We start from the raw sequence: 26,042 nt of genomic DNA, 5'->3' as shown, positions 1-26,042 counted from the left end.
AAGGCTGTTTCTCATCCGACCTCACGTGAGCCCGGAGGAATCGAATCTAGAGCGTTGATCGCGATTCACTTTTCGCGATTGCGCCCTCGCATTGAAGCGCGCGGCTTTCAAGCGACAGGCAAAACGCCAATCGCGACGCCCAAAGGCGCCTTGCGTCCAAAAACAAAGAGCCGCAACTCTGCGGCTCGGGCTCTATTCGTCGCGATAGACCTTCTCGCGCTTCTCGTGGCGCTCCTGCGCTTCCACCGAGAGCGTCGCGATGGGCCGGGCCTCGAGCCGCTTCAACGAGATCGGCTCGCCGGTTTCCTCGCAATAACCATAGGTGTTGTCCTCGATACGCTGAAGCGCGGCGTCGATCTTGGAGATCAACTTGCGCTGGCGGTCGCGGGCGCGGAGTTCGATGGCACGGTCGGTTTCGGACGAAGCCCGATCGGCAAGATCGGGGTGGTTCACGTTCTCCTCCTGCAGGGCTTGCAGGGTGAGCTTGGACTCTTTGAGGATCTCATCCTTCCAGGCGAGGAGCTTCAATCGGAAGTACTCCTTCTGCCGGTCGTTCATGAAAGGCTCTTTGTCGGTCGGTCGGTAGTTTTTCAACTTTTCCAAGGGTGGCCTATCTGTCTAAGCAACGACTCGCAAACGGAACGGGGTCCGTTGAGCGGGGCCTTATATAGCGGCCTCCTATGACAGACAATATTTCCCTGATCGCTCGGGGGCCACCCCCAAGTCCTTGCACAAGAACGTTTATCCGCAAAGACCCGGGGGCGGCTGCCGGCTCAGTAACCGACCGTGAAACGCTGCCTCAGATGGGCCGGCCGCTCGATCTCGTCGGCGAGCGCAATGGCGTAGTCGGCGAAGGTGATCCAGCTCTTGCCGTTCGCATCTGCGAGAAGTTGGTCGGCCCCGAGCCGGAACCTGCCCGTCCGCTCGCCCTCGACGAACTGCGCCGACGGCGAGATGAAGGTCCAGTTCAGGTCCTTTTCCTGCCGCAACAGGTCCAGAAAGGCGGAACCCTTCTCGGCCTCGGCCTTGTACTGGGCGGGAAATCCGGGAGTCGTGACTAGCTTCACGCCCGGAGCGACCTCTAGGCTGCCAGCGCCACCGACGACGATGTAACGGCCCACCTTCGAGTCTTTCGCCGCGCCGATCAGCTTGAGCGGATCGCTGGCCAGGAAGTGCACGGAACTCACGGCGACGTCGTGTCCGGCCCACAGCTTCGCGAGGCCGGCCTGATCGAGCACCTCGCCCTTGGTGGGCGTGACGTTCGGCAGGGCCGCGATCTTTTCCGGATTGCGGGCAATAGCAGTAACCGTATGGCCACGACGGGACAGTTCCTTGGTGATTTCCGACCCGGCCCGGCCCGAGGCGCCGGCGATTGCGATTTTCATGGAAGCGCTCCTTTGCTGCTATAGTAACTAGTGGTTACTAGATATCGTAAAGAATGCTGGTGTTAAGAGGGCACTTTGTGCTTACCTGATAACGCTGGAGTAACCGGCATGCCTATTCGCAAACGGTCAGAATGGAATCCGAGGACCCGACGATGAAGCCCGACGTTTATGCAGCGAACTGTCCGACGCGCCAGATCCTCGATCGCGTCGGCGACAAATGGGCGGTGCTGATCCTCTTGCTGCTGCGCGAGGAGCCGATGCGCTTCAATCAATTGCGCCGCACGATCGAGGGCATTTCACAGAAGATGCTGAGTCAGGTTCTCAAATCGCTCGAACGCGACGGCCTGCTCAGGCGCCGTGCCATCGCGACCGTGCCTGTCACGGTGGAATATTCGATCACGCAGCTCGGCCTGACGCTGGCGGCGGCGGTCGATCCCCTGCGCGATTGGGCCGAGCAGAATTTGAAGGACGTGCTCGCCGCCCAGCGCCGCTACGATTCACAGCAGAAGGAGGAAGCGGCGTAAGGGCTACGCCTGCCCGGCCTTGGCGAGCTCGACTTCGACGCGCAGCTCGATCTCGGAAAGCACAGCATCGAGACCGGGATCTCCCGACGACGATTTGAGGTTCGCTGCGGCATCGCGCAGCCGCATCACGGTCGACGCGTCGAGATTGCCGGACAGGAGCCCCATCTTGAGATCGTCGAGCACGTCGAGTGCGGTCCTACCGCGGGCGACCGAGCGCTTGCGGCGCGCGACCGGATCCTCCTCGACGCCTTGCAGTGCAAGCAGCGCATCGATGTTGGCGGCAGCTTTCGGCGCCGCAGGACTCCGCGTCTCCTGCGCCGACGAGATGTCGGGCAGGACGAAGGTGCCGGATCCCGTCCGCCTGGCCTGGCTGGCCGGCGCTCCAAGCGTGGTGCCGTTCGGTCCGTAGATGCGCATCGCAGCAATCCAGGTGATCGATGCCTCACCTTCGCCGTTTTATGGTTAACGGCGCGTAAACGGCTCGGCAAAATCTGCCGACGGGCGGCAGTTTCGCTCCTCAGGGCGAAAGTCGGCTGACACCGATCGAAACAGATTTATTCAACCTATTCAGCCACCTACCCTCGCTGCCCCGGGTTGGCACAGCGCTCGCAAGGAAAGCGCCGGACCAGCTCGTCATGGGAGTGTCGCAGCCGGTCCTTCGATTTGAGGAGCCTTTTTAGGAGCCTTGGGGAGCAGAGGATGCCAGGCGTTCGTTGGGTGAGGATTGTTGGGGTGGCCTGTGCCGCGCTGTCAGCGCTGGCGCTCTCGGTCACGCCTGCAAGCGCGACATCGCGCATCAAGGACCTCGCCAACATCGAGGGCGTGCGGCAGAACCAGCTCATCGGCTACGGCCTCGTCGTCGGCCTCAACGGCACCGGCGACACGCTCAACAACATCCCCTTCACCAAGCAGTCGCTGCAGGCGATGCTCGAGCGCATGGGCGTCAACATCCGCGGCGCCACCATCCGCACCGGCAACGTCGCCGCCGTGATGGTGACGGGCAACCTGCCGGCGTTCGCCACACAGGGCACTCGCATGGACGTCACCGTCTCCGCGCTCGGCGACGCCAAGAACCTCCAGGGCGGGACCCTGCTCGTGACGCCCCTGTTGGGCGCCGACGGCAACGTCTATGCGGTCGCGCAAGGCTCGCTCGCGATCTCTGGCTTCCAGGCCGAGGGTGAAGCGGCGAAAATCGTGCGCGGCGTGCCGACCGTGGGGCGCATTGCCAACGGCGCCATCATCGAGCGCGAGATCGAATTCGCGCTCAATCGCCTGCCAAACGTGCGCCTGGCGCTGCGCAACGCCGACTTCACCACCGCCAAGCGCATCGCGGCCGCCGTCAACGACTATCTCGGCGTCAAGACTGCCGAGCCGATCGATCCCTCGACGGTGCAGCTGTCGATCCCGCCGGAGTTCAAGGGCAACGTCGTCGCCTTCCTCACCGAGATCGAGCAGCTCCAGGTCGATCCCGATCTCGCCGCCAAGATCATCATCGACGAGCGGAGCGGCATCATCGTGATGGGCCGCGACGTCCGCGTCGCCACGGTTGCGGTTGCGCAAGGCAACCTCACCGTCACGATCTCCGAGAGCCCGCAGGTGAGCCAGCCCAACCCGGTGTCGCGAGGGCGGACCGTGGTCGCGCCGCGCAGCGCCGTCACCGTCACCGAGGACGGCAAGAAGCTGGCCGTGGTCAAGGACGGCGTGTCGCTCCAGCAGCTCGTCGACGGCCTCAACGGCCTCGGCATCGGTCCCCGCGACATGATCAGCATCCTCCAGGCGATCAAGGCCGCCGGCGCGATCGAAGCCGACATCGAGGTGATGTGATGCAGACCGGCACGATCAACACCCCGCGCGTCGCCAACTCCCCGGCCTTCTCGGTCGAGAGCCGCAACGGCCGGCCGGATTTCGAGCTCGCGAGCGCCCTGCAAAAGGTCTCGCCGCAGCAGCAGGCCAAGGCGCAGAAGACCGCCACCGATTTCGAGGCGATGTTCCTCAACAGCATGTTCTCGCAGATGACCTCCGGCCTGAAGGGCGAAGGCCCGTTCGGCGACACGCCCGGCACCGGGGTGTGGCGCTCGATGCTGACGGAGCAATATTCCAAGAACTTCGCCAAGGCCGGCGGCGTCGGCATCGCCAACGAAGTCTACCGCACCTTGATCATGCAGCAGGCGAAAACGATCCGCACGGCATAAGGTTAAACGAGATGAACCACTTCAACGCCTCACGTCAGCCGATGCAAGCGCAGCGTCCGAATATTGCGCCCGGCAACGCCGAGGCCCGCAAGCTCGCGGAGAACCTGATGGATGCGATGAGCGCCCTGCTCGGACTGATCGAGCGCGAGACCGAGCTCGTGCGCGCCGGCAAGGTCCACGAGGCGATGACGCTCGAGGGCAAGAAGCAGGAGCTGTCGCGAAACTATGTCGGCGCCGTCAGCCAGCTGAAGGCGAACCAGGTCCAGCTCGCGAAATCCGCGCCCGAGCTGCTCTCGACGCTGCATCGCCACCACGATGCGTTCCGCGCGATGCTTCAGGTCAACCTCACCGTGCTCGCCACCGCACACGCCGTGTCCGAGAGCGTCGTGCGCGGCGTCAATGCCGAGATCCAGAAGCGCAACGTGCCGAACACCTATACCGCCGCCGGTCGTCGCGCGGCTCCCGGCCCGCGCCACATCACGCCGCTCGCGGTCAGCCGCTCGCTCTGAGCGCCCGCAATAACAAGAGACAATTTTATAAAAAACCGCGCGGCGATGTCGTCGCGCGGTTAGGCATGCTCCCTAACCGGACCTTCAGGCTTGGTGTTCCATGCTTGCGCGATTAGAGGGGTTGGGATTTGACTCAAGCAAGGCAACCAGGAGGCTGCCATGAGTACAGATTTCAGCATCCGGCCGGTGGGGATCCCGGCCCCCGTGCAGATCGTAACGACGTCGAACGCGGCGGCGAACGAGGCTGTGCAAACTGATTTGCCGGTGAGCCAGACGGTCGCCGCGAGCGATACGGGCGCGCCCGTGCGCAATGATTTGCCGAACCACGAGAACGTCTCGCGTCAGGTCGTGTTCGACCAGGCGGCCGCATCCTTCGTCTTCCAGGTCGTCAACGAGAGGACCGACGCGGTGGTCAATCAGTTTCCCGACGAAGCGATGCTGCGCCGGCGGGCCTATTTCCATGCGCTTGATCTGAAGTCCGAACACTCGCGTCCGCTCAGCACCGACCGCAGCGCCTGACGCTCAGGCGTCGAGCTTGGCCTGTGAGAACGACGGTCGAGAGCTCATGATGTTCGCGATCACGGTCGGCCGGACAAACCGGCAGCGATATTCCTGTTGATCTCGATAAGCGGACGGAAGTGATCGAATTGCGGGCTCATCTGCAATGCTGCGGTCTGGCTCAGCACGAACACGCTGATGTTGGCGATCTTCTGCCGGACGTCGAACGGCTGCGGATTGGTGTCACGCATGGCCTCGCTCAAGAAGATCGTCCAGAGCTTGCGGTTGAACATCAGGGCCTGCATGGTCTGCTCGCTGAGTGGATCGGCGCTGTTGACGGCATCCTGCAACTTGTTCGCGGCCTTGAGCAGAGTCTGCGCCTCGATGTCGCGAGGAGATGCGGTGGTCGTTGCAACGCGCGCATAAGCTGAGGCAGCAGAATTCGACATCAATCACACCTTGGAGGTTTACCTAGCCCGTTGAACGCGCTTAAGGATTTCTTTCCCAACCCTAGGCAGCACCGCTTAAGATTTGCTTACGTGTGTGCTTGGAAGCCCTCCGGTTTATTACGGGTCGCGGAGTCCCTCTCCATCGCGAAGCTAGATGTGCACACGCGCGCTGTAAACACGTCGCGCATGATGCGCATCGATCTCAGCTAATCCTGTCTTAGCGATCTCCATAAAAACGGCGGAGCATCAGCTCCGCCGCGATATTCCCGTTCATTGTCCTGCGCTGCGAGATTAGCGGAGCAGCTGGAGCACGCTCTGCTGCGACTGGTTGGCCAACGACAGCGCAGAGACCGCGATCGACTGGCGGGTCGACAGCGCCTGGCTGTTGGCTGCTTCCTCGTTGGTGTCGGCCAGCGTCAGGTTGGACGAGCCGGTCTGCAGCACGTTGATCAGGTTCTTCGAGAAGTCCTGGCGCACCTGCACGATCGAGAGGTTCGAGCCGAGCGCGGAACCTTCCGAGCGCAGCGTGCTCGAGGCCGCATTCAGGCTCGCCAGCACCTTGTTGGTCGCACCGTTGTCGATGAAGTCGACGCCGTTGACGAGGTTGCTGAGGCCGAGGCCGGCCGCGTTGAACACCACGCCGTTGATGCTGAGCGTCGAGCTGCCGGTCTCGTTGAAGACGAGCTTGAGCGTGTCGCCGTTTAGCAGGTTGACGCCGTTGAACGAAGCGTCCTGCGAGGTGGTGTCGATCTGCGCCAGGATGTTGTTGAACTGGTTGACCAGATTGGAGCGCGCCGTCTGCGCCACGGGATCCTGGATCGGCGGCTGCGCGGTCGTGAAGGCAACCGTGCCGGTGATCGTGCCGCCGACGGCGCCGCCGGCGGTCACCGAGCCGAGCGTCGAAGAGGCGTATTCGTTGACGGTGGTGATCGTGAGCACGCCGTTGGCGTCGATCGTCGCCGTCAGGTGGTTGGCCTGAAGCTGGTTATTGAGCTGGTCGAGCGTCTTGACCGTGCCGTTGGTGCCGTCGCCGAAGGTGACGTTCACGGGCGTGCCGCCGTTGAAGGAGGTGAAGGTCAGCGTCTTGCCGGAAATGCTGCCCGGACCCGGCGAGCGGCCCGCGGTAAAGGCGGTGCCCGTGCCGGTCGGACCGGTCAGCCCGAACGCGGACAACGCGTTGCCCGTTCCGGTGATCGACAGATCTGCGGTGGTGCCGGTGCTGAGCTTGAGAGCGCCGTTGACGACCGAGGACAGCGACGATCCGCTCGCCGCGACCACGGCGCCGGCGCTGACGATGCCGGCGCCCGATGCCAGGTCGACCGCGTTCAGCGAATCCTGGACGGTTGCGCCCTGGAGATAGACAATGGAGTTGCCATTGTTGTCGGTCACGATGTTGCCGATCTTGGTCGACCCCGTCGGCGCGGCGGCAGGGACGGCCGCGTTCTTGAACGTGACTGTCTTGCCGTCGACGTTGAGCGTGGAGCCGTCCTGAACGAGCGTGCCCAGCGTGGCTGAGGTGGTCAGACGCGCCTTGGTCACATTGACATTGCCGGAGCCGGTCGCGGTTGTCAGGCCCAGCGCCTTGAGGAAGTCGGCCTTGCCGGTGATGCTGAGATCGGCGCCGGTGCCGGTGGTGAGCGTGAGTTGGCCGCCGGCGATGGAAGCGTTGGTGCCCGAGGAGTTCGACAGGGTTGCGGTGCCGCCCGCGATCGCAGCCTTCTGCACGCCACTTGCGAGATCGATCGCATCCATCACGTCCTGGACAGTTGCAGCCGGCAAAGCGTTTGTTCCGAGGTAAACCGTGGAGTTGCCATTACCGTCGGTGACGACGTTGTTGTTCTTGCCGGAGCCGGCGGGAACGTTGGCGACCGCAGGTGCAGCCCCGGCCCTGAAGGTAATGGTCTTGCCGTCGACGATGAGGACGTCGCCGTCCGATGGAGCACCGTTCGTCGCGATGGTAGTGGCGCTCGGTGTACCAAGCAGAGTCAGACCCGTAGCCAGGCTGGCAGCGGTGCCGGCACCGTCGGGAGCGGCGTTACCGGTCAGGGATTGCGAAATGCCCCCGAGCGTGGTGCCAGTGGTGATCGGAGTCGTACCGCCGGCCGTGCCGTTGGTGACGACGTTGCCGGTCGCCGTCGCATAAGTGTAGCTCGTGGTGCCGCGCAGATCCGCGGGCGTCGCGCCGGGGATCGTGGTCGAGATGTTCGACTTTGTCGAGTAGCCGACCGTGGTCTGGAGCGCCTGGTTGGCGATCGACTTGGCACTGTCGATCAGCTTCTGCAGCGAGGTGATGCCGGTGTTGGCCGCCTGAAGCACCTGCACACCGTTGTTGATCCCATCGAGCAGGTTGCTGATGTCGCTCGCCCGATTGTCCAGCCCCTGCGCGGTGAAGAAGTTGGTGGGGTTGTCCAGCGCCGTGTTGACCTTCTTGCCGGTCGACAGTCGAGACTGGGTGGTGGCGAGCAGGTCGGCCGTTGATTGCAGCGACAACAGGTTCTGGCGAACTGACGCCGAGAGAACGATGTTGGACATTGGCGGTCTTCCTTTTGAACCGGATACGAATCGGGCTCGCCGATCTGGAAAGCGGGCTTTTGTCGAGTTTTAGGGGCTGTCCTTTAAAGTATGGTTAACGGCGACTTAAGGGATAGGGTTAATGCAGGGTTAGCGCCCTCACCGGCTCGGAACACGGGCTCCATCGAGCTTTTGCACGAACGAAAAAAGCGGCGGGGCCGAAGCCCGCCGCCGGTTTTAGTTCCGTGATTTCAGACGCTTATTAGCGGAGCAGCTGGAGCACGCTCTGCTGCGACTGGTTGGCCAGCGATAGCGCTGAGACCGCGATCGACTGGCGGGTCGACAGCGCCTGGCTGTTGGCCGCTTCCTCGTTGGTGTCGGCCAGCGTCAGGTTGGACGAGCCGGTCTGGAGCACATTGATCAGGTTCTTGTTGAAGTCCTGACGCACCTGCACGACGGAGAGGTTCGAACCGAGCGTCGAGGCTTCCGAACGCAGCGTGCTCGAGGCTGCGTTCAGCTTGGCCAGCACCCTGTTGGTCGCGGAATTGTCGATGAAATCGACACCCTGCACCAGGCCAGCCAAACCCAGACCCTTCGAGTTGAAGGTCACGCCGGTGATGTTCAGGCTCGATTTGCCGGTCTCGTCGAACACCAGCTTGAGCTGATCGCCGTTCAAAAGGTTCACGCCGTTGAAGGAGGAGTCCACCGACGTCGTGTCGATCTGCGACATGATGTTGTTGTACTGGGCAACCAGGTTCGAGCGGGTGGCCTGGGCAACTGCGTCGACGGTCGGCGTCGTCGCGTTCGTCCAGGTCAGTGAGGTCGTGATCGTGCCACCGATGGTGCCACCAGCGACGGCAGATCCGATCGTCGAGGACGCATAGTCGTTGGTGGCCGAGACCGTGAGCAGGCCGTTGGCGTCGATCGTGGCCGTCAGGTTGTTGGCCTGAAGCTGCGTGTTGAGCTGATCGAGCGTCTTGACCGTGCCGCCGGTGCCATCGCCGAAGGTGACGTTGACCGCCGTGCCGCCGTTGAAGGAGGTGAAGGTCAAGGTCTTGCCCGAGACGCCGCCGGCCGACGCGGCGCGGCTCGCCGTGAAGGCGGTGCCGGTGCCGGTCGAGCCAGTCAGGCCGAGTGCGGACAATGCGTTGCCCGAACCTGTGATCGATAGATCCACGTTCGCACCGGTCGAGAGGTTGAGCGCGCCGGCCACGATCGACGAGTTCTTGGCGCCTGCGGTCGTCTGCAGGGCACCGGAAGCACCCGCCGTCTTGACGGTCTGCACACCGGTCGCGAGATCGATGGCATTCAGAACGTCGTTGACGTTGCCGGCCTGAAGGTAAACGGTCGAGTTGCCGTTTCCATCCGTGACCAGATTGCCGACCTGGGTGGAGCCCGTTGCGACTGTCGTGGGCGTCTTCGCGTTCGAGAACGTGATCGTCTTGCCGTCCACGTTCAGCGTCGATCCGTCCTGAATCAGGGTTCCGAGCGTGGTCGAAGCGGTCGAACGCGCCTGGGTGACGGTGACCTGGCCGCTGCCGGCCGCGCCCGTCAGGCCGAGGGCCTTCAGAAGGTCGGACCTGCCGGAAATGCTGAGGTCAGCGCCGGTACCCGTGTTCAGGGTGACCTTGCCGGCAGCGATGCTGTTAGCAGTTGCGCCGCCGCTCAGGGTCGCAGCGCCACTGGCGATCGAGACCGTCTGAGCTCCGCTGGCAATGTCGATGGCATTCAGCAGGTCCTGCGCAGTACCCGTCGCAGCCGTAGCGCCAAGATAGACGGTTGAGTTACCGTTACCGTCCGTGAGGACATTGCCGATGGTACCGGATCCCGACGGGATATTCGCCCCGGTCGGAACGTCCGCGGCCTTGAAAGTGATCGTGTGTCCATCCACGGTCAGCGTTTCGCCATCGGTGGGAGCGCCGTTGGCGGCGATGGTCGTCGCACCGGCGGTACCGGCCAGCTTCAAGGCGCCGCTGAAGGCGGTCGTACCGTCGCCGGCAACTGCAGCCGAGCCGGTCAGGGCAGCCGAGACACCGCCGAGCGTCGTCGTTCCGGTCGCAACCGTCGCGCCGCCGGCAGCGCCGGAGAACAGCACGTTGGAGAGCGCGGTCGTGCTGGTGTAAGTCGTGGTGCCGCGCAGGTCGGAGGCCGTCGCGCCAGCAATCGTGGTCGAGACGTTCGACTTGGTCGAATAACCGACCGTGGTCTGCAGCGCCTGATTGGCGATCGACTTGGCGCTATCCAGCAGCTTCGACAGCGAGGTGATGCCGGTGTTGGCGGCCTGCAGAACCTGCACGCCGTTGGCGATGCCATCGAGCAGGTTGTTGATGTCGCTGGCACGATTGTCGAGCGACTGGGCGGTGAAGAAGTTGGTGGGGTTATCCAGTGCCGTGTTCACCTTCTTGCCGGTCGACAGACGGGACTGGGTGGTGGCGAGGAGGTCGGCGGTGGACTGGAGAGAGAGCAGGTTCTGGCGAACCGACGCAGAGAGAACAATACCGGACATAACTCTTACCCTTCTGGTTTACGCGTCTTCGTTCGATCGCTTCGGATCGAGTGACGGGCACAGCTTGCGCGGACATGGCTAACAAAGGATGAAATCTGCTCACGAGCCGTAAGCGCCGATTCACCATAAGGCAGCGGAAGCGAGTCGATGCCGGTGACGATCGACCTGAAACTCTTCACGTTTTTTCGGCGTTTGCTCCCTGTTAACCATAACCAACAGCTACTTTTTCAGAGCCGCCAGACCACCTCTCGATCGGCTGCGCAAAAAGAAAGCGGCGGGGCCGAAGCCCCGCCGCCATGACTTGATTGCGATTTCAGACGCTTATTAGCGGAGCAGCTGGAGCACGCTCTGCTGCGACTGGTTGGCCAGCGATAGCGCTGAGACCGCGATCGACTGGCGGGTGGACAGCGCCTGGCTGTTGGCCGCTTCCTCGTTGGTGTCGGCCAGCGTCAGGTTGGACGAGCCGGTCTGGAGCACGTTGATCAGGTTCTTGTTGAAGTCCTGACGCACCTGCACGACGGAGAGGTTCGAACCGAGCGTCGAGGCTTCCGAGCGCAACGTGCTCGAGGCCGTGTTCAGCTTGGTCAGCACCTTGTTGGTCGCGGCGTTGTCGATGAAGTCGGTGCCCTGCACCAGACCAGCCAGACCCAGACCCTTCGAGTTGAAGGTCACGCCGGTGATGCTCAGGTTGGACTTGCCGGTCTCGTCGAACACAAGCTTGAGCTGATCGCCGTTGAGCAGGTTGACACCGTTGAACGACGCGTCCAGCGAGGTCGTGTCGATCTGCGTCATGATGTTGTTGTACTGTGACACCAGGTTGGTGCGGGTCGCCTGGGCAACAGCATCAGCAACCGGCGCGGTCGCGTTCGACCAGGTCAGGGTCGAAGTGATCGTGCCGCCGATGGTGCCGCCAGCGGCGGCAGATCCGATCGTCGAGGACGCATAGTCGTTGGTGGCCGAGACCGTGAGCAGACCGTTGGCGTCGATCGTGGCCGTCAGGTTGTTGGCCTGAAGCTGCGTGTTGAGCTGATCGAGCGTCTTGACCGTGCCGCCAGTGCCATCGCCGAAGGTGACGTTGACCGCCGCGCCGCCGTTGAAAGAGGAGAAGGTCAAGGTCTTGCCCGAGATGCCACCCGACGCCGCGGAACGGCTCGCCGTGAAGGCGGTGCCGGTGCCGGTCGAGCCCGTCAGGCCGAGCGCCGACAGCGCATTCTTGGTGCCAGTGATCGATAGATCCACGTTCGCACCGGTCGAGAGGTTGAGCGCGCCGGCCACGATCGACGAGTTCTTGGCGCCTGCGGTCGTCTGCAGGGCACCGGAAGCACCCGCCGTCTTGACGGTCTGCACACCGGTCGCGAGATCGATGGCATTCAGAACGTCGTTGACGTTGCCGGCCTGAAGGTAAACGGTCGAGTTGCCGTTTCCATCCGTGACCAGATTGCCGACCTGGGTGGAGCCCGTTGCGACTGTCGTGGGCGTCTTCGCGTTCGAGAACGTGATCGTCTTGCCGTCCACGTTCAGCGTCGATCCGTCCTGAATCAGGGTTCCGAGCGTGGTCGAAGAGGTCGAGCGCGCCTGGGTGACGGTGACTTGGCCGCTGCCCGCCGCGCCCGTCAGGCCGAGGGCCTTCAGAAGGTCGGACCTGCCGGAAATGCTGAGGTCAGCGCCGGTACCCGTGTTCAGGGTGACCTTGCCGGCAGCGATGCTGTTAGCAGTTGCGCCGCCGCTCAGGGTCGCAGCGCCACTGGCGATCGAGACCGTCTGAGCTCCGCTGGCAATGTCGATGGCATTCAGCAGGTCCTGCGCAGTACCCGTCGCAGCCGTAGCGCCAAGATAGACGGTTGAGTTACCGTTACCGTCCGTGAGGACATTGCCGATGGTACCGGATCCCGACGGGATATTCGCCCCGGTCGGAACGTCCGCGGCCTTGAAAGTGATCGTGTGTCCATCCACGGTCAGCGTTTCGCCATCGGTGGGAGCGCCGTTGGCGGCGATGGTCGTCGCACCGGCGGTACCGGCCAGCTTCAAGGCGCCGCTGAAGGCGGTCGTACCGTCGCCGGCAACTGCAGCCGAGCCGGTCAGGGCAGCCGAGACACCGCCGAGCGTCGTCGTTCCGGTCGCAACCGTCGCGCCGCCGGCAGCGCCGGAGAACAGCACGTTGGAGAGCGCGGTCGTGCTGGTGTAAGTCGTGGTGCCGCGCAGGTCGGAGGCCGTCGCGCCAGCAATCGTGGTCGAGACGTTCGACTTGGTCGAATAACCGACCGTGGTCTGCAGCGCCTGATTGGCGATCGACTTCGCGGAGTCGAGCAGCTTCTGGAGCGAGGTGATGCCGGTGTTGGCGGCCTGCAGCACCTGCACGCCGTTGGCGATGCCATCGAGCAGGTTGTTGATGTCGCTGGCACGGTTGTCGAGCGACTGGGCGGTGAAGAAGTTGGTGGGGTTATCGAGCGCCGTGTTCACCTTCTTGCCGGTCGACAGACGGGACTGGGTGGTGGCGAGGAGGTCGGCGGTGGACTGGAGGGAGAGCAGGTTCTGGCGAACCGAGGAGGAGAGAACGATACCGGACATACTGTTACCTTTCTGGTAGCTACGCGTCCTGCTTGACCGAGATTGATCAAACGACCGGCGGACCGTGCGTCCAAGCCTCTAACAATCCGTGAAATGAAATCTCCGGTTTGTTCGCGTCGCGCCCCAAATCGGCCTATCGAGAGCTTCCCCGCCGCGGTCTCGACAGCACTCAATCACCTGAAAATGCTAAGTTTTTTACCGCAATTTCCGGCGTTTACGACCCGTTAACCACATTCGGCAAGGATCAGCTCCAAATCAGAGCCGACTGCCGTCATCGCGTGGGCGCGCAGGAGTTCGTTACAAAACAATTGATGGAGAACAGGCATGGCTCTCAAGGTCGAGCTTAAACCGCACGAACGGATCATCGTCGGCAACTCCGTGATCACCAACACGGACCAGCGCGCACGTCTTCTGATCGACGGCGAGAACGTGCCGATCCTGCGCGAGCGCGACATCCTCACGCCGGAGACCGCCGACACCCCCGCCAAGCTCGTCTATCTGGCGGTTCAGCTGATGTACATTTCGCCGGATCCGCAGACCCAGCACGGCACCTACTTCAATCTCGTGCGTGACATCGTCACCGCGGTGCCGAGCTCCTGGCCGATCATCGAAGGCATCAACAACAACATCATGAGCGGCGACCTCTATCGGGCCCTCAAGGAGGCCCGCAAGCTGATCGCCTATGAAGACAAGCTGCGCGATCAGTACAAAGCCACCCATCCGAACGGCGACGTCAGTTCGGCCGCCTGATCGAGCCGCATCCTGCCTGAACGACAATGGCCCGGATCAGCTCCGGGTTCGTTTTCATCGGCGTTTCGTGGTCACTGTGCCGCGAGCGGCGGCGCCTCGACCTCGATCAGGCCGCCGCTGCGCTGCGCGCCGAACTTGAGCACGGCCGCAACCAGCGCATCGATGTCTGTTTCCTCGGTGCGATGATTGACGATCGCCGCGCGGATCGCGAACTTGCCGTCCAGCGTCGTGCTCGACGGTGCCGCGATGCCGGACTCCTGGATGTCGGCGGCAACCTCGCGGTTGACCGCGTCGCCTGCGCGATACCGGAAGCAGACGATGTTGAGGTTCACCGGCGCCAGCAATTCCAGCCGCGGCTCGGCCAGAATGCGCGCCTCCAGATATTTTGCCAGCGCGCAGCTTCGCGCGATCACCGCGCCGAGGCGATCGGTCCCGAACGTCTTCAGCGTGAACCAGGTCTTCAGCGCGCGGAAGCCGCGCGACAGATCGGGGCCGAGATCGCAGGGCCAGACCGTGCCGGCCGCAAGCCCCCTCGCCTCGCGACTGAGATAGGCTGCCGGCTGCGCAAAGGCCTGCCGATGCTGCTCGCCGTCGCGCACCAGCAGGAAGCCGGCATCGTACGGCACCTGTCCCCATTTGTGGAAATCGAGCGCAATGGAATCGGCGAGCTCGATGCCGCCGAGCAGTGGCGCGAGCTCAGGCGAGAGAATTGCGAGCGCACCGAAGGCACCGTCGACGTGAAACCAGATCCCTTCCTCGCGGCACAGCTCCGCGATTGTTCTGAGATCGTCGATCGCGCCGACATCGACCGTACCCGCAGACGCGACCACCAGGAACGGCTTGAAGCCGACCTCGCGGTCAACAGCGATCTGCGCGCGCAGCGCGGCAACATCGATGCGATGATCGGCATCGACACCGATCTTGCGTAGCGCATCCGTGCCGAGCCCGGCAATGTCCATCGCCCGCGAGATGCAGCCATGCGCAGCGTGCGACGTATAGGCCGTAAACAGTGCGCCGTCATTGCCGATACCGTGCTGGCGCGCCAGCGTGCCGCGTGCGTTCGTACGTGCCACCAGCACCGCCATCAGATTGGCCATCGACGTGCCCGTGACGAAGATGCCGCTCGCGTCTTCCGGAAAGGCGAACAGGCGGCGCATCCACGCGACGATCTGGCGCTCAACCTCGATCGGCATGTGGTCGCGTCCGCCGAGATTGGCATTGAGGCCGGCTGCCAGCATCTCCGCGAGCATGCCGACCGCGGTGCCGCCGCCATGGACCCAGCCCATGAAGCCCGGGTGGACGTTGCCGGTCGCATAGGGCGCGACATGCGCGGCAAATTCACGATAGACATCGGCAAGGTCGCTCGCCTCGCGCGGCACGTCGGCTTTGAATGCCGCGCGGACCTCGTCGGGGATCGGCTGCCAGACGGGGCGCGCACGAACATTGGCGATGCCATCGATCGCCTCGTCTAACATGCGACGGGCCAGCGCGCGAAATTCGCTCCAGTCCTGCGGATCGAGCGAGGTGTGGGTGACGGAGCTTTGGGTGTTGCGGATGATCTCGTTCATGTTGCGCTTCCCTTGCCCGCTCGCGCATGCCGCGACAGCATCGCCGTGAACGCCGCAAATATCTTGCGCATCTGGGGCGGCTTGTACGGAAACACGACCGGCGAATCCATGTTGTGCACGACGGCGGTGTTGTCGGCTTCGAACACCAGGAGCTCGCCGTTCTGGTTCTCGGCGCAGTCGACGATGAAATAGTCGAGGCCGACGCGCCTGCTCATCTCCTCGAGCGCGCTCTTGTGGCGCGCGGCAAAGGCGTGGTCGAAGTCGAGCATGAAGACGGCCTCCTCGGCCCGCTTCTCCTCGCTGAACGCCATGTAGGCGTTGAGATACCAGATGTCCCAGCGATCGGCGATCGCCATGTGGCAGGCGTAAGGCTTGCCGTCGACCATAGCGAGGCGATATTTGCGGTAGAGCCCGTCGGGGCTAACATAGTCGACGAAGCGCGCGACGAACAAGTCCTGCTCTTTCCGTTCGGCGAGATAGGCCGCGAGCGCCGCCGCATCAATGAGCTTCGCGAGCCCGACACCGGCATGCGAGCCGCGCGGCCGCGCGATCATCGGAAAGTGCAATTCGTCCGCGATGGCCTCGCAGGCGATTCGCCCCTGCGCAAGATCCGACAATTGCTCGCGTGTGGCGTGGACGGTCGCGGGAATGTCTAGGCCGGGCACACCCGTCAGCAGCCGATACAACTTGTCGCGATCGAGGTTGCCGATGAGATCGGGGCGATTGAGCAGCGGCCGCGGCCACTCGGGTGCGGCCTTCTCGATCAGCGCGAGCGCGTCCCGGCATTCCTCGGAATCGGATGCAATCACGATGGCGACGTCGTGCTCGGGCAAGTTCTCGGGCAGACCGACGCCCTTGACCACGTAGAGCGTCAACAGTTCGATGTCGGAACCTTCGAGCAGGAAATCGATCGGCGTGTTGCCGCCCATGTCGATGTCGGCTGCAAGCGCGAGCACGCGCAAGCCCGGTTTCGGAGCCGCGCTGGGCGTACGAAACAACTGATGGAAGGTCAGCACCTCCGATTGGATCGCAAGCCCCGCCGCCTTGTCGCCAAGGAGCTGGACGATCAGCGACAGATCCAGGCCTTCGCCGGCCTGCGCCGTCCCCTCCGTGATCCGGACGACGAGCTGGTCGCGCAACGGCTGCAAATCGACACCTTCGAAGGCCCGGCGCGTCAACTGCGCAAAGCCGATACGGTCGGCAAATTTCGGCACGGAAACCGGCTGCTGCATCTCACACCTCGAACGCGGACTTTGCCGGCATGGGCGCCGCCGCGCCACGATCAAGCAACAGTTCGATCTTCATCAGGACGACGGCGACGCGATCGAGCACGTGCTGCAAATTGCGTTGCGCCTGCGCCATGTCCGGGGACCAGATCTCGGTCACGAGCCGTGCGCCGACGCAGAGGCGCAATACGGCCAGCAGGGCCTCGTCCTGGCGCTCCAGCCGGACCGGCTGGCCGATCAGGCAGCGCTGCGCGGCGACCTGCCGGTCCGCCGTGCTGCCGCCGATCTCTTCGTTCATGTCACGCGTCAGCGCCTGTTGAACGGCGCCGGTCTCCGCGATCGAGATCGGCTTGCCGTCGCGCAGCAGCAGAAACGGAAAGATCGTAGTTTGCGCGAACTCCTCGTCGTCGACACCGACCTTTTCGATTCCGGTTGGAACGGGGCGAAGCGACGGCGACAGCGCGATCATGCTGTCGATGTCGGCCGCGAGTTCGGCCAGCGCCCTGGCGCGAAATGCAACTGGCACTGCATAGTAGCTGCCGATCTCGGCCAGCGCCCCCTCCCTGCGCAACCATTGGCCAAAATTCGGCCGGCGCTCGAAGCGCGAACGCAGGATCGTCCAGGCCATCGGCCAGTCGCAACGGCCGACATCGAAAAAGCCAGGCGCGATCGCCTCGCCCCGGTCGAGCGATCGCGAGACGAGCAGCGCGCCGCTGAAGGCGGGACCGCCGAAGAATTTCGAGCCGGTGATCAGCATGAGGTAACCGCGGTCGAGATAGGAGCGCAGCCGGCGGCGGCCGAGCCGGGCCTGACAGGCGTCGAGACGATCTGAACCTTGCGCGGCCAGCGCCGCGCGATCTCGTCGAGGCAGGCCGCGCTCGGTGCGCGCCAGCCGAGTTTCGAGGCATCCATGATCTGAAGCAGCACCGGCGCGCCCTGCGCAATCGTGGCCTCGATCGCGCCCAGCACCGCAGCATCCGCGTCCGTGCGCATCGCGATTCCGGGTCCCGCCTCGCGCAGTGGCAGCGCGATGCTGGCGCCGGCCAGCCCCGCAACCGCACCGTCCTTGCGGACCGCAAAGCCGCTCGCCGTCATGGAGCTGAAATGTTGTCCACGCGAGGTATGGATCGTCCCACTGCCGGTCTGGTAGGCGCCGACCACGATCGTCACCGGCGGCGCGCTGAGCACCGCGCGCGCCACGAACAGGGCGTGGAGCTGGGAATCCGTGCCGGACGGCGAGAACACCACATCGACGCGCGGCGAGAGCTGGAAATGGCCGCGCAGCTCCTCGCGCATGCCTTCACAGCGCGCATCGAAGGCGATCTCGACCTCGTCGAGCAGGCACTTGTGCATCAGCTCTTCGCGCGCGAGCGCGGCGCGATCGTAGGCCGCCTGCGAGATCGTCGACGCGGTCGAGGAGGCGAAATTCCAGATCTCCGGCTCCGGCGAGGCCGCGCAGCCATAGGCGTTGACGCGATCGCTAGCGTCGAGCGCCAGCCGCGGATCTCCGCCGGAGACGAGCAGCGTGTCCAGCGGCGTGAAGAGATCGCGCAGGCGGTAACGCGAGCCGCGCTCGGGTGCGCGTTCCGGTGACAGACGGGATGCGCCGGCGCTCATCCCGAGAGGCTCACGCCGCATCGGCCGCCGCCGCTGCAGGCGCGGGCGCGAATTGCGAGGCGATGTCGCCGTGGAACACCGACGGTCCGACGTGGTCGAGCGAGCTCTGGATGTCGGCCCAGATCTCGCCGCCGATGTCGGTCCAGCGCTTGCAGAAGGCGAAGTCCTCGGAAAGATACGTGCCGGTCGCCGGATCGATCATGCATTCGAACAGCGCGAACCGGTTCGGGCTTGCCGCCAGCGTATCGTGCGAATGCTCGCGGAAGAATTGCAGAGCTGCATAATCCGGGTGGCGGCACATCGCTTCCAGCACGTGGCGCCGGATCATCAGGAAGCCGGTGCCGGCATAGCGCACGCGGGTGAAGCCGTTGACGACCACGATGCGGTCGGGATCCTCGATTTCCAGCACGTAGTCGAGCGAGGCCGCCGGCACATCGGTGCGGCCGGCTTCGACGGCGCGCCTCGCCTTGTCCCAATTGACCCGCTTGATCGGGTAGCAGCCGGCGACGACGTCGGCGCCGCATTCGATCAGCCGGAACACCTGCTCCGGCTTGAAGCCGATGTCGGCATCGATGAACAGGAAATGCGTCGCCTTGGGATCGTCCAGGAACATCGCGACCAGATTGGCCCGCGCGCGCGTGATCAGCGCGTCGCCGTCGCGCAAGTGCACCTTGAGCTCGAGATTCGACATGCCGTGCACGGCGCGCTGCAGCGCAAAGATCGAGCTCGCATAGATGCTCGACACCTGCCCGCCGAAGCATGGCGTTGCCACCACCAATTGCATCTTGTCCAACATCGGCAGCCCTGCCCCGCTCCAATCCTCACCAAGAGGTAAAGAGGCATGGTTAACGGCGCCTTAACGCGACCTTACAAGAACTTGACGAGCGAGAGCTGCGCCAGGTTCGAGGTCACCTGATAGGACGCCTGGAGCGCGTTCTGGAGCGCCAGGATCTGGCTCGCGACCTGGTCCGGCGAGGCCGATTCCGCCTGGTCGATGATGGTCTGGAGCTGCGCCTTGGCCTGGGTCTGGCGCGTGGTCGCGTCCTTCATCGTGTTCTGGGCCATCGCGATGTCGGTCTGGATGTCCTCGATGCGCTGCTGACCGGGCTGCTGGGTCAGCGCCTGCGTCACGCGCAGGCTCAGCGCGGAAACCTGCCCGCCCGAATATTGCCCGGTCGGCGAGGTCGAGAAAGTCCCGAACACCGCGATCGCCTGCAATTGCCGGCGGATCGCATCCTCATTCGCCTGGGCGCCATACTGCACCGTGACGGCATCGTCGACCCGTGCCATCGCGGTCGAGCGCGGCGAGCCCGGCCCGTCATTGCCCAAATACCATTTCACCGTATTGGCCGAGCCGTTCACCAGCGTGGTTGCCGAGCTCGCCGGGAACGAACCGACGCGCAGCGGCGGTTGCGTGGCGATCACGGGCGTCGAACCGAAACCGAGCGAAACCAGCGCCCCCGTGTTCGAGCTCGTGATGTTGAGCCTCGCCGCATCGTCGGTGTTGATCGTGATCGAACCGCCATGGGCGGTCGAGGGCTTCGACGTCCCCGTGATCTGGTCGATCTTGCTCAGCAGGGTCTGGATGCTGTCGGTGACGTCGAGCTGGTTGCCGGTCGCACCCGAGCTGACGAAGGTCAGCGTGGTGCCGTTGATGGTGATGGTGTCGCCGGCGACGAAGCCCGGCGAGATCGAGTCCGACGGGCTCGCGCCGGACAGTGCCGTCGCGCCGGTGACGGGGGCCGGCGGCGCAGCCTGGTTGTTGACGGGCGTGCCGATCGCAGAGCTCGCCGTGTTGAAGAAATTGTCGCCGGCGACCACCGCGGATGCCGCCACCAGCGAGGTGTTGGCGAGCTTGGTGATCGCGGTGTTCAGCGCCGTGTTGAGGTTCGCGGCCGTGTTGTTCGGGTTGACGGGGACGCTCGCGTCGATCGCGAAGCTGCCGAGCGGGGTCGGCGTCGCCGTCGAGGCGGTCAGGTCGATCTGCTCGGTCGTGCCGTCCGGTAGCGTGAACTGGACGCTGAGCTTGTCGCCGTTGTTCGGGTTGACGCCGTTGAGATCGACCGAGAACGACACCGGCGAGCCGCTCGGGCCGGTGACGGTCGCACCTGTCAGCGTCGAAGAGACCGCCTTGATCTTGAGCCCGAACGGCGATCCGGCGACGTCCTCCGACACCCGCACCGAGCTCGGCGTCGGCTGCGTCTGCACCAGGCGGCCCATGCCATTGGCGCCGAGGTCGGCGGCCTGGCGCTCCGCCATGACGGCCTTGAAGCCCGCCTGCGTCGTGGTGCCATTGATGATGTCGCCGGCATCCGCGACCGACTGGGTGTTGACGGCCGTTCCGGAGAACAGATAGCGGCTGCCCGTCTGCGTGTTGAGAACGCCGACCATCGAGCCGAACTGGGCGGCGGCGGTGTTCTGCGCGACCGTCTGGCCGTTGACGTTGAGGTCTTGCGCGGTGCTGGCCGAGCCCGTCTGCACCGTGTTGCGGATCTTCGTCAGCGACTGCAGCGCGGTATTGGCGAGGTTGATGCTGACATTGACGTTGGTGATCGTGTCGGTATAGGCGGCGATGTTGGAGAGCTGCGCGCGTCCGGCGATCGCAAAGCCCTCGTTGGTGCCCATGCCGGAATAGTTCTGCGACAGCTTGCCGGTCGAGAGTTGCGTCGACAGATCCGTGAGCTGCTCATTGATGTTGCGGATCTGCGCGCCGAGAATCGACGAAGAGTAGTTGATGCTGCTGATCGACATCTTTCAGAGCCCTGTTACTTGCTACACTTGAGCCTGGAGCAACGTGTTCATCATGCTCTGCACCACCGACATCACGTGAGCGTTGGCGGCATAGGCATTCTGGAGCTGGATCAGGTTCGACATCTCCGAATCCAGATTGACTTTGGAGGTCGAGTCGAACTTCGCCTGGAGCGTCGAGACCACCACGCTTTGGCCCTGCTGGAGCTGGGTCGCCTGGGTCGCGGCGTTGGCCTGGATGCTCAGGAACTGCTGGAGGTAGTTCGAAACGCTGCCGGTAAAGGGCTGGTTCGCCGAGCCGAGGCCGGTCTGCGGCGAATAGGAGAACACCGCACTGGTGAGCTGCGAATAGAGATAATCCGAACGCGTGGTGTCGCCCGCGGGCGTCACCGGCGAGGTATTGTAGACCGACAGCCGGGTCGGATCGGAAACCAGCTGCGTGTTCACGGCGATGCGCCCGGCAAGGCCGGTCATCTGCGAGCCCGACGCGGTGATGGCACCGGTGTAGAGCGCCTGCCCGCCGTCGGTGAACAGCGGCAGCTGCGGATTGCCCGAGGTCAGCGACGAGATCGTCTTGATGGTCGAGGCCGAATTGACCTTGGCAAGACCGGTGTTGTCATCGGTCACCCGCAGGGTCGTGGCCGTCGCCGGCGATGGGGCGGCGGCGAACGACAGATGCGTGCCTGATAGCGCGGTATTGAGCGCAGACGCGATCGCTCCCATGCCGCCGGAGAAGTTGACACCGATCCGCATCGGGTTGGCATTCGTCGCGTTCTGCAGCGGTAGCGCCGCCGGATCGGTCACGTTGACGAGCGTGATCTGGCGCTGGGTGTTGGTCGCCGTGTCCGTGTAGGTGATGTTGACGGTATTGCCAGGCTGCGCACCGGCAAGGTCGAGATCGAATCCGGCCGGCGGGCCCGAGACCGTACTGCCGGCCGTGGTCTTGTCGGACAGCGCGCTCGACATCGTCGCGGCGAGCTGATCGAGCTGGGTCTGCGCCTGCACCAGGGTCTGGTCGCGCAGCTTCAGATCGGCCGCGATCTGGCCGGAAGACACCACGTTGTTGGCGACGACGTCGAGCTGCGAGCCGTTCGGCAGCTTGATCGTGAGCGCGCCGACACCGGACTTGGCCGGATCGCTGTTGTAGAGCGACGTTGCCGAGAGCGCGCCGGCGGACGCAAAAGAGAATTGCGAGGCGAGCCCGGCACCGACGAGCTGAATGCCGGTCGTGGTGTAGATGTTGGCCTGGTTCGAGCCGTCGGTGGTGACGCGGACGTCGACATATTTCGACAGCGTGTTGATGGCCTGGTCGCGCTGGTCCATCAGCGTGGCCGCCGAGGGGTCGTTGGCCGACAGGCCCTGGAGCTTGGTGTTGATATCGGCGACCTTCTGCATCGCCGCGTTGGCGGCTAGCGCCGAGGTGCCGAGATCCTGCTCGACATTGGAGCGCAGCGACTGGATGCCCTTGGTGGTGACGTTGAGCTGCTGCGCCAGCGCCTGCGCCGCGCCCAGCGCAACGGTCTGCGCCGACGAGGCGCCCGAACTGGTCGACAACGCCTGGAGTGCCGTGGTGAATTTGTTGAGCGCGCTTTCGAGCGTGCCGTCGTTGCCCGGCGTGCCGTAGACATTCTGAAGCTGCTTCAGGATGTTGGCCATCTGGTCGGCGTAACCGCTGCCGCCGGTCTCGGTCCGCAGCTGGTTCAGCACGTAGCTGTCGAGCTCGCGGCTGACGCCGGTGGTCATCGCCGTCGAGCCGAAGTCGCCGGTGGTGACCTCGATCTGGTTCGGCGTCTGAACGATATAACCCGGCGTCTGCGAATTTGCGACGTTCGACGAGACGATCGAGAGCGCGGCCTGGTTGGCACGCAAACCGCTCATCGCACTGGCGAGGGCTGAACTCAAACCCATGTTACTTACCCGCCTTTGGTTACGTCACGCGCCGATCAGCGCAACACGTTCAGGAGATCCTGCACCATCGAATTCGCGGTCGTGATCACCTTGGTGTTGGCCGAATAGGCCTGCTGGGTCACGATCAGCTTGGTGAATTCGTCGGCGATGTCGGTGTTCGAGCCTTCCAGCGACGAGCCGCTGATGGTGCCCGAAGCGCCGTCGATCGCAGGTCCCGACTGCTCGGTCGCGGCATAGGCGCCGCCATCGAGCGCCTTCAAATAATTGGTGCCGTTGAAGTGCGACAGCGAGACCTGCGCGAGGTCGAGGTTCTGGCCGTTGGAGAAGGTGCCGACCACGAGGCCGTTGTTGTTGACGGCGACGGAGCGGAGCTGACCCGCGGCGTAGCCGTTCTGGGTGATGGTGTTGATGGTCACCGCGCCGCTGGTGCTGGCGTATTGCGTCAGACCGCCCTGGGAGATGTTGAAGGCGACCGAGCCGAGCGACTGGCCGCTGACGCTGACATTGTTGATGGTGATGCCCGAGCCGCTCGGCGAGGTCAGCGAGCCATCGGCGGCGAAGGTAAAGGCTTGTCCGGTGTTGACCCAGCCGACCGTCGTGCCGGTCGCATTCGGATCGGTCTGGTAGAACAGGTTCCAGGTGTCGGAATGGCCGGTGCCCAGCGAGGCGCTGTCGGTCTTGGCCCAACGCAGCTGCAGGTTCACCGGTGTGCCCGCGGCGTTGTAAGCGGTGACCGCGCCGCCGCTGATCGATTCCTTGGTGAAGGTAGCGATGTCGTTGCCGATCACGCCGCCCGTGCCGGCAGTGCCGCCACCGCCACGGTTCTTGGAAATGGATGACGTGAAGCCGAGCGCGGCGAAGGCGCTGCTGTTGTTGCTGGTCACCGTCAAGGTGGGATTGGCGATACCGGTATTCAGGGTGATCACGCCATTGCTGATCGAAGAACCGCTCGCACCGCTGAGCGTGTCGATCCTTTGAAGCAAGGTCGCGATGTCGTCGGTGATGTTGATCTGGTTCGGAGCGACAGCACCGGAGGCCACGAAGGTGATCGTATTGGCGGGTGCCGTGCCGTTGACCTGGATCGTGTTGCCGACCACGAAGGGCGTCGAGAGGACTTCCGGACCGCCGGGCGTCGCGGTGCCGCCGAGCTGTGTACCACTCGTAATCGCGGGGGTGGACAGCACGTTACCGCCGCGTGTCACGCTGCTGACCCCGAGCAAGCTTGCCGCAGTGCCGCCGATCGTGACGTCGGCCGTGGTGCTGGTCGTGATCTGGATGTTACCGCTGGCGTTCATTGTCGCGGTGGCGGGGGCGCCGCCGGCGCCCAGGGTGATCGCATTCAGGATGTCCGAGATCTTTGCGCCGGTAGGCGAGAGCAGGCCGATCGTGGTGACGCTGCCGACCGTCGAAGCGCCAGAAACGGTGGCGTCGAAGTTGATGGTCTGGCCGTTGACCGTCAGCGACTTGCCGGCCAGGTTGGTGAGAAGGCTGGTGTTGAGATGCGGGGACACGGTGGAATCGAGAGACGTGCCGCCAGTTGCCGCCGCCGAAGCGCTATCCAGCAGCGCCACCGTGCCGGTCGCGGTCGTCGCCGTATAGGCCGAGCGCAGATTGCCGGTCGCCGCTGCGCCGGAGATCGTCGCATTCGTATAGGGCGGCGGCGGCGTGCCGACGATCAGCGGGTTGGCGGCGAAATCCGACGGGTTAAGGCCGCCGGCCGCCAGCAGCGTGCCGCTCGCCGCGGTCGAGCTCGCCGCCGTGTTCGGCACGCTCGGCAGGTTCGCCGCGTACTGGATCGAGGTGGTCGCCTGGGCCGGGATGAAGTTGTTCTGGAATTTCAGGACCGTCGCCACGTTGCCGGTCGGGTTGCCGGTCTTGGGGTCGACCGTGGTGCCCATCAGATAATAGCCGGCGCCATTGACCAGATTGCCGTTGGCGTTGAGCTGGAAGTCGCCGCGACGGGTGTAGTAGGTGACGCCGTTGAACACCGGCACGTTGTCGACGACGCCGGTCGCCTTCTGGATCGAGAAGAAGCCGTCGCCGGTGATCGCCATGTTGGTGGCGACGGTGGAGGACGAGATCGTGCCTTGGGTGGTGATCGTGGCCTTCGCGTTGGCCGTCACGCCGCCCGCGACCTGCTTGCTCGGGACCGAGGCGTCGGGAATGAGATCGACGAAGCTGGTGCCGATGCCCTTGTAACCGGTGGTGGATGAGTTCGCGATGTTGCCGGAAATGTTCTGCAGCGCGTAGGACTGCGCCTGCAAGCCACCCACCGAGGTGTTCATTGCATCGAAGATACCCATAACTTTGTCTCCAAATCCGATCTCGGCGGCCGGTCGACCATGGCCGCAGTCGGGGGAGACAATCGCAAAGGCCATGCCAATGCGGGTATGTTCAGGAAATCAACGACTTAAATAGACATGCCCCGGTCGAATGACCGGGGCACAATTGCCGGGGCCGGCAACAATTGCCGGGACCAAACCTCAAGTTGCCGATGCGGCAGCGGGGTGGAAGACCAGCCCGAAGCCGTCGATGCAGTAGCGCAAGCCGGTCGGTTTCGGACCGTCGTCGAAGACGTGGCCGAGATGGCCGCCGCAGCGGCGGCAATGCACTTCGGTGCGGACCATGCCGTAGGCACGGTCCTCGGTCTTGCCGACATTGCCCTCGATCGGCTGGTAGAAGCTCGGCCAGCCGGTGCCGCTCTCGAACTTGGTCTCGGACGCAAACAGCGGCAGGTCGCAGCCGGCGCAAGCGAAGATGCCCTTGCGGTGCTCCTTCAGCAGCGGGCTGGAGCCGGGCCGCTCGGTGCCGTGATTGCGCAGGATCTCATATTGCTGCGGCGTGAGCTGAGCACGCCATTCGGCCTCCGTCTTCGTGATTTCGAACTTCTCCGCGGCCTTCTCACCAGCCTCGGCCGGGGATGCCCTCAGCCAGCGGAAGGCCAAGAGGCCGAACAGGCCGGCGGCAGTCGATAGCAGGATGCGGCGATCAAACATCTCATTCTCCGTGCGGGAGCGTGTCCACGCCCTGAGATACGGGCTTCTTGCTGCTGACGTTACACTTCCGGGCGGAAATTTTCTCGG

The 26,042-nt window shown here is 64.1% G+C and carries 21 protein-coding genes and 1 pseudogene; 7 read left to right on the top strand and 15 right to left on the bottom strand.

Annotation, left to right across the window (positions count from 1 at the left end; all coding sequences use genetic code 11):
* Positions 1-192: 192 nt before the first annotated feature.
* Together dksA and ACNJX8_RS15180 are read right to left on the bottom strand one after the other, a co-directional pair.
* On the bottom strand, positions 193-558 hold the full coding sequence (dksA, locus tag ACNJX8_RS15185) for an RNA polymerase-binding protein DksA (RefSeq protein WP_128932817.1): 366 nt from the start codon (positions 556-558) through the stop codon (positions 193-195).
* A 215-nt stretch (positions 559-773) separates the two neighbouring features.
* Positions 774-1,385 (bottom strand): NAD(P)-dependent oxidoreductase, encoded by a 612-nt coding sequence (locus ACNJX8_RS15180; protein WP_439361252.1) that lies wholly within the window; start codon positions 1,383-1,385, stop codon positions 774-776.
* Between the two features lie 152 nt (positions 1,386-1,537).
* Here ACNJX8_RS15180 and ACNJX8_RS15175 point away from each other — a divergent pair, with 152 nt between their 5' ends.
* Positions 1,538-1,909 (top strand): winged helix-turn-helix transcriptional regulator, encoded by a 372-nt coding sequence (locus tag ACNJX8_RS15175; protein ID WP_128932815.1) that lies wholly within the window; start codon positions 1,538-1,540, stop codon positions 1,907-1,909.
* Between the two features lie 3 nt (positions 1,910-1,912).
* Here ACNJX8_RS15175 and ACNJX8_RS15170 read toward each other — a convergent pair whose 3' ends face one another.
* The gene (locus ACNJX8_RS15170; RefSeq protein ID WP_439361251.1) at positions 1,913-2,326 is read right to left on the bottom strand and encodes a flagellar assembly protein FliX; all 414 of its coding nucleotides are present in this window, start codon (positions 2,324-2,326) and stop codon (positions 1,913-1,915) included.
* A 282-nt stretch (positions 2,327-2,608) separates the two neighbouring features.
* On the opposite strand from ACNJX8_RS15170, the gene ACNJX8_RS15165 reads away from it, so the two are divergent.
* The 4 genes from ACNJX8_RS15165 (at position 2,609) to ACNJX8_RS15150 (ending at position 5,129) form a co-directional block, all read left to right on the top strand.
* A complete protein-coding gene (locus ACNJX8_RS15165) occupies positions 2,609-3,733 on the top strand; it encodes a flagellar basal body P-ring protein FlgI (RefSeq protein WP_439361250.1) in 1,125 nt (374 codons plus the stop codon).
* Positions 3,733-4,101, top strand: coding sequence for a flagellar assembly peptidoglycan hydrolase FlgJ (flgJ, locus tag ACNJX8_RS15160; RefSeq protein WP_164934501.1), 369 nt, complete (start codon positions 3,733-3,735; stop codon positions 4,099-4,101). Before ACNJX8_RS15165 ends, flgJ begins: the two co-directional genes overlap by 1 nt.
* Before the next feature lie 11 nt (positions 4,102-4,112).
* Positions 4,113-4,610: a hypothetical protein gene (locus tag ACNJX8_RS15155; protein ID WP_439361249.1), complete on the top strand. Its 498-nt coding sequence runs from the start codon at positions 4,113-4,115 to the stop codon at positions 4,608-4,610.
* A gap of 159 nt (positions 4,611-4,769) precedes the next feature.
* Positions 4,770-5,129, top strand: a complete 360-nt coding sequence (locus tag ACNJX8_RS15150) for a hypothetical protein (RefSeq protein WP_128932811.1) — start codon at positions 4,770-4,772, stop codon at positions 5,127-5,129.
* 59 nt (positions 5,130-5,188) lie between these two features.
* Here ACNJX8_RS15150 and flaF read toward each other — a convergent pair whose 3' ends face one another.
* From flaF to ACNJX8_RS15135, 3 genes are all read right to left on the bottom strand, one after another.
* The gene (gene flaF, locus ACNJX8_RS15145) at positions 5,189-5,557 is read right to left on the bottom strand and encodes a flagellar biosynthesis regulator FlaF (protein ID WP_439361248.1); all 369 of its coding nucleotides are present in this window, start codon (positions 5,555-5,557) and stop codon (positions 5,189-5,191) included.
* 291 nt (positions 5,558-5,848) lie between these two features.
* Positions 5,849-8,089, bottom strand: a complete 2,241-nt coding sequence (locus ACNJX8_RS15140; RefSeq protein WP_128932810.1) for a DUF1522 domain-containing protein — start codon at positions 8,087-8,089, stop codon at positions 5,849-5,851.
* A 241-nt stretch (positions 8,090-8,330) separates the two neighbouring features.
* Positions 8,331-10,574: a DUF1522 domain-containing protein gene (locus ACNJX8_RS15135; protein ID WP_439361247.1), complete on the bottom strand. Its 2,244-nt coding sequence runs from the start codon at positions 10,572-10,574 to the stop codon at positions 8,331-8,333.
* A gap of 147 nt (positions 10,575-10,721) precedes the next feature.
* On the opposite strand from ACNJX8_RS15135, the gene ACNJX8_RS15130 reads away from it, so the two are divergent.
* Complete coding sequence (locus ACNJX8_RS15130) at positions 10,722-10,874, top strand: hypothetical protein (RefSeq protein WP_164940658.1); 153 nt, start codon at positions 10,722-10,724, stop codon at positions 10,872-10,874.
* Between the two features lie 24 nt (positions 10,875-10,898).
* On the opposite strand, the gene ACNJX8_RS15125 is transcribed toward ACNJX8_RS15130, so the two are convergent.
* The gene (locus ACNJX8_RS15125) at positions 10,899-13,142 is read right to left on the bottom strand and encodes a DUF1522 domain-containing protein (protein WP_128932808.1); all 2,244 of its coding nucleotides are present in this window, start codon (positions 13,140-13,142) and stop codon (positions 10,899-10,901) included.
* Positions 13,143-13,466: 324 nt separating this feature from the next.
* On the opposite strand from ACNJX8_RS15125, the gene flbT reads away from it, so the two are divergent.
* Entirely contained in the window at positions 13,467-13,892 is a 426-nt protein-coding gene (gene flbT, locus ACNJX8_RS15120) for a flagellar biosynthesis repressor FlbT (RefSeq protein WP_128932807.1), read from the top strand.
* Positions 13,893-13,963: 71 nt separating this feature from the next.
* Here flbT and ACNJX8_RS15115 read toward each other — a convergent pair whose 3' ends face one another.
* From ACNJX8_RS15115 to msrB, 8 genes and pseudogenes are all read right to left on the bottom strand, one after another.
* Positions 13,964-15,460 carry a pyridoxal phosphate-dependent decarboxylase family protein gene (locus ACNJX8_RS15115; RefSeq protein ID WP_439361246.1) on the bottom strand — a complete coding sequence of 499 codons (1,497 nt, stop codon included), beginning with the start codon at positions 15,458-15,460 and terminating at the stop codon, positions 13,964-13,966.
* Entirely contained in the window at positions 15,457-16,692 is a 1,236-nt protein-coding gene (locus ACNJX8_RS15110) for a hypothetical protein (protein ID WP_439361245.1), read from the bottom strand. The genes ACNJX8_RS15115 and ACNJX8_RS15110 overlap by 4 nt, the downstream gene beginning before the upstream one ends.
* A 1-nt stretch (position 16,693) precedes the next feature.
* Positions 16,694-18,324, bottom strand: a pseudogene (locus tag ACNJX8_RS15105) (hypothetical protein).
* Positions 18,314-19,099, bottom strand: coding sequence for a hypothetical protein (locus tag ACNJX8_RS15100; protein WP_439361244.1), 786 nt, complete (start codon positions 19,097-19,099; stop codon positions 18,314-18,316). Before ACNJX8_RS15100 ends, ACNJX8_RS15105 begins: the two are co-directional and overlap by 11 nt.
* A gap of 71 nt (positions 19,100-19,170) precedes the next feature.
* A complete protein-coding gene (locus ACNJX8_RS15095; RefSeq protein WP_439361243.1) occupies positions 19,171-21,054 on the bottom strand; it encodes a flagellar protein in 1,884 nt (627 codons plus the stop codon).
* A gap of 21 nt (positions 21,055-21,075) precedes the next feature.
* Positions 21,076-22,959 carry a flagellar hook-associated protein FlgK gene (gene flgK, locus ACNJX8_RS15090; protein ID WP_439361242.1) on the bottom strand — a complete coding sequence of 628 codons (1,884 nt, stop codon included), beginning with the start codon at positions 22,957-22,959 and terminating at the stop codon, positions 21,076-21,078.
* A gap of 35 nt (positions 22,960-22,994) precedes the next feature.
* On the bottom strand, positions 22,995-25,262 hold the full coding sequence (locus tag ACNJX8_RS15085; RefSeq protein ID WP_439361241.1) for a flagellar hook-basal body complex protein: 2,268 nt from the start codon (positions 25,260-25,262) through the stop codon (positions 22,995-22,997).
* A 180-nt stretch (positions 25,263-25,442) separates the two neighbouring features.
* On the bottom strand, positions 25,443-25,955 hold the full coding sequence (gene msrB / locus ACNJX8_RS15080) for a peptide-methionine (R)-S-oxide reductase MsrB (protein WP_249756699.1): 513 nt from the start codon (positions 25,953-25,955) through the stop codon (positions 25,443-25,445).
* Positions 25,956-26,042 lie beyond the last annotated feature (87 nt).

The organism is Bradyrhizobium sp. SPXBL-04, from assembly GCF_051853035.1.
Lineage (GTDB): Bacteria > Pseudomonadota > Alphaproteobacteria > Rhizobiales > Xanthobacteraceae > Bradyrhizobium > Bradyrhizobium zhanjiangense.
Note: the sequence above shows the minus strand (reverse complement) of the source record. Positions and strands in the feature narration are given on the sequence as shown.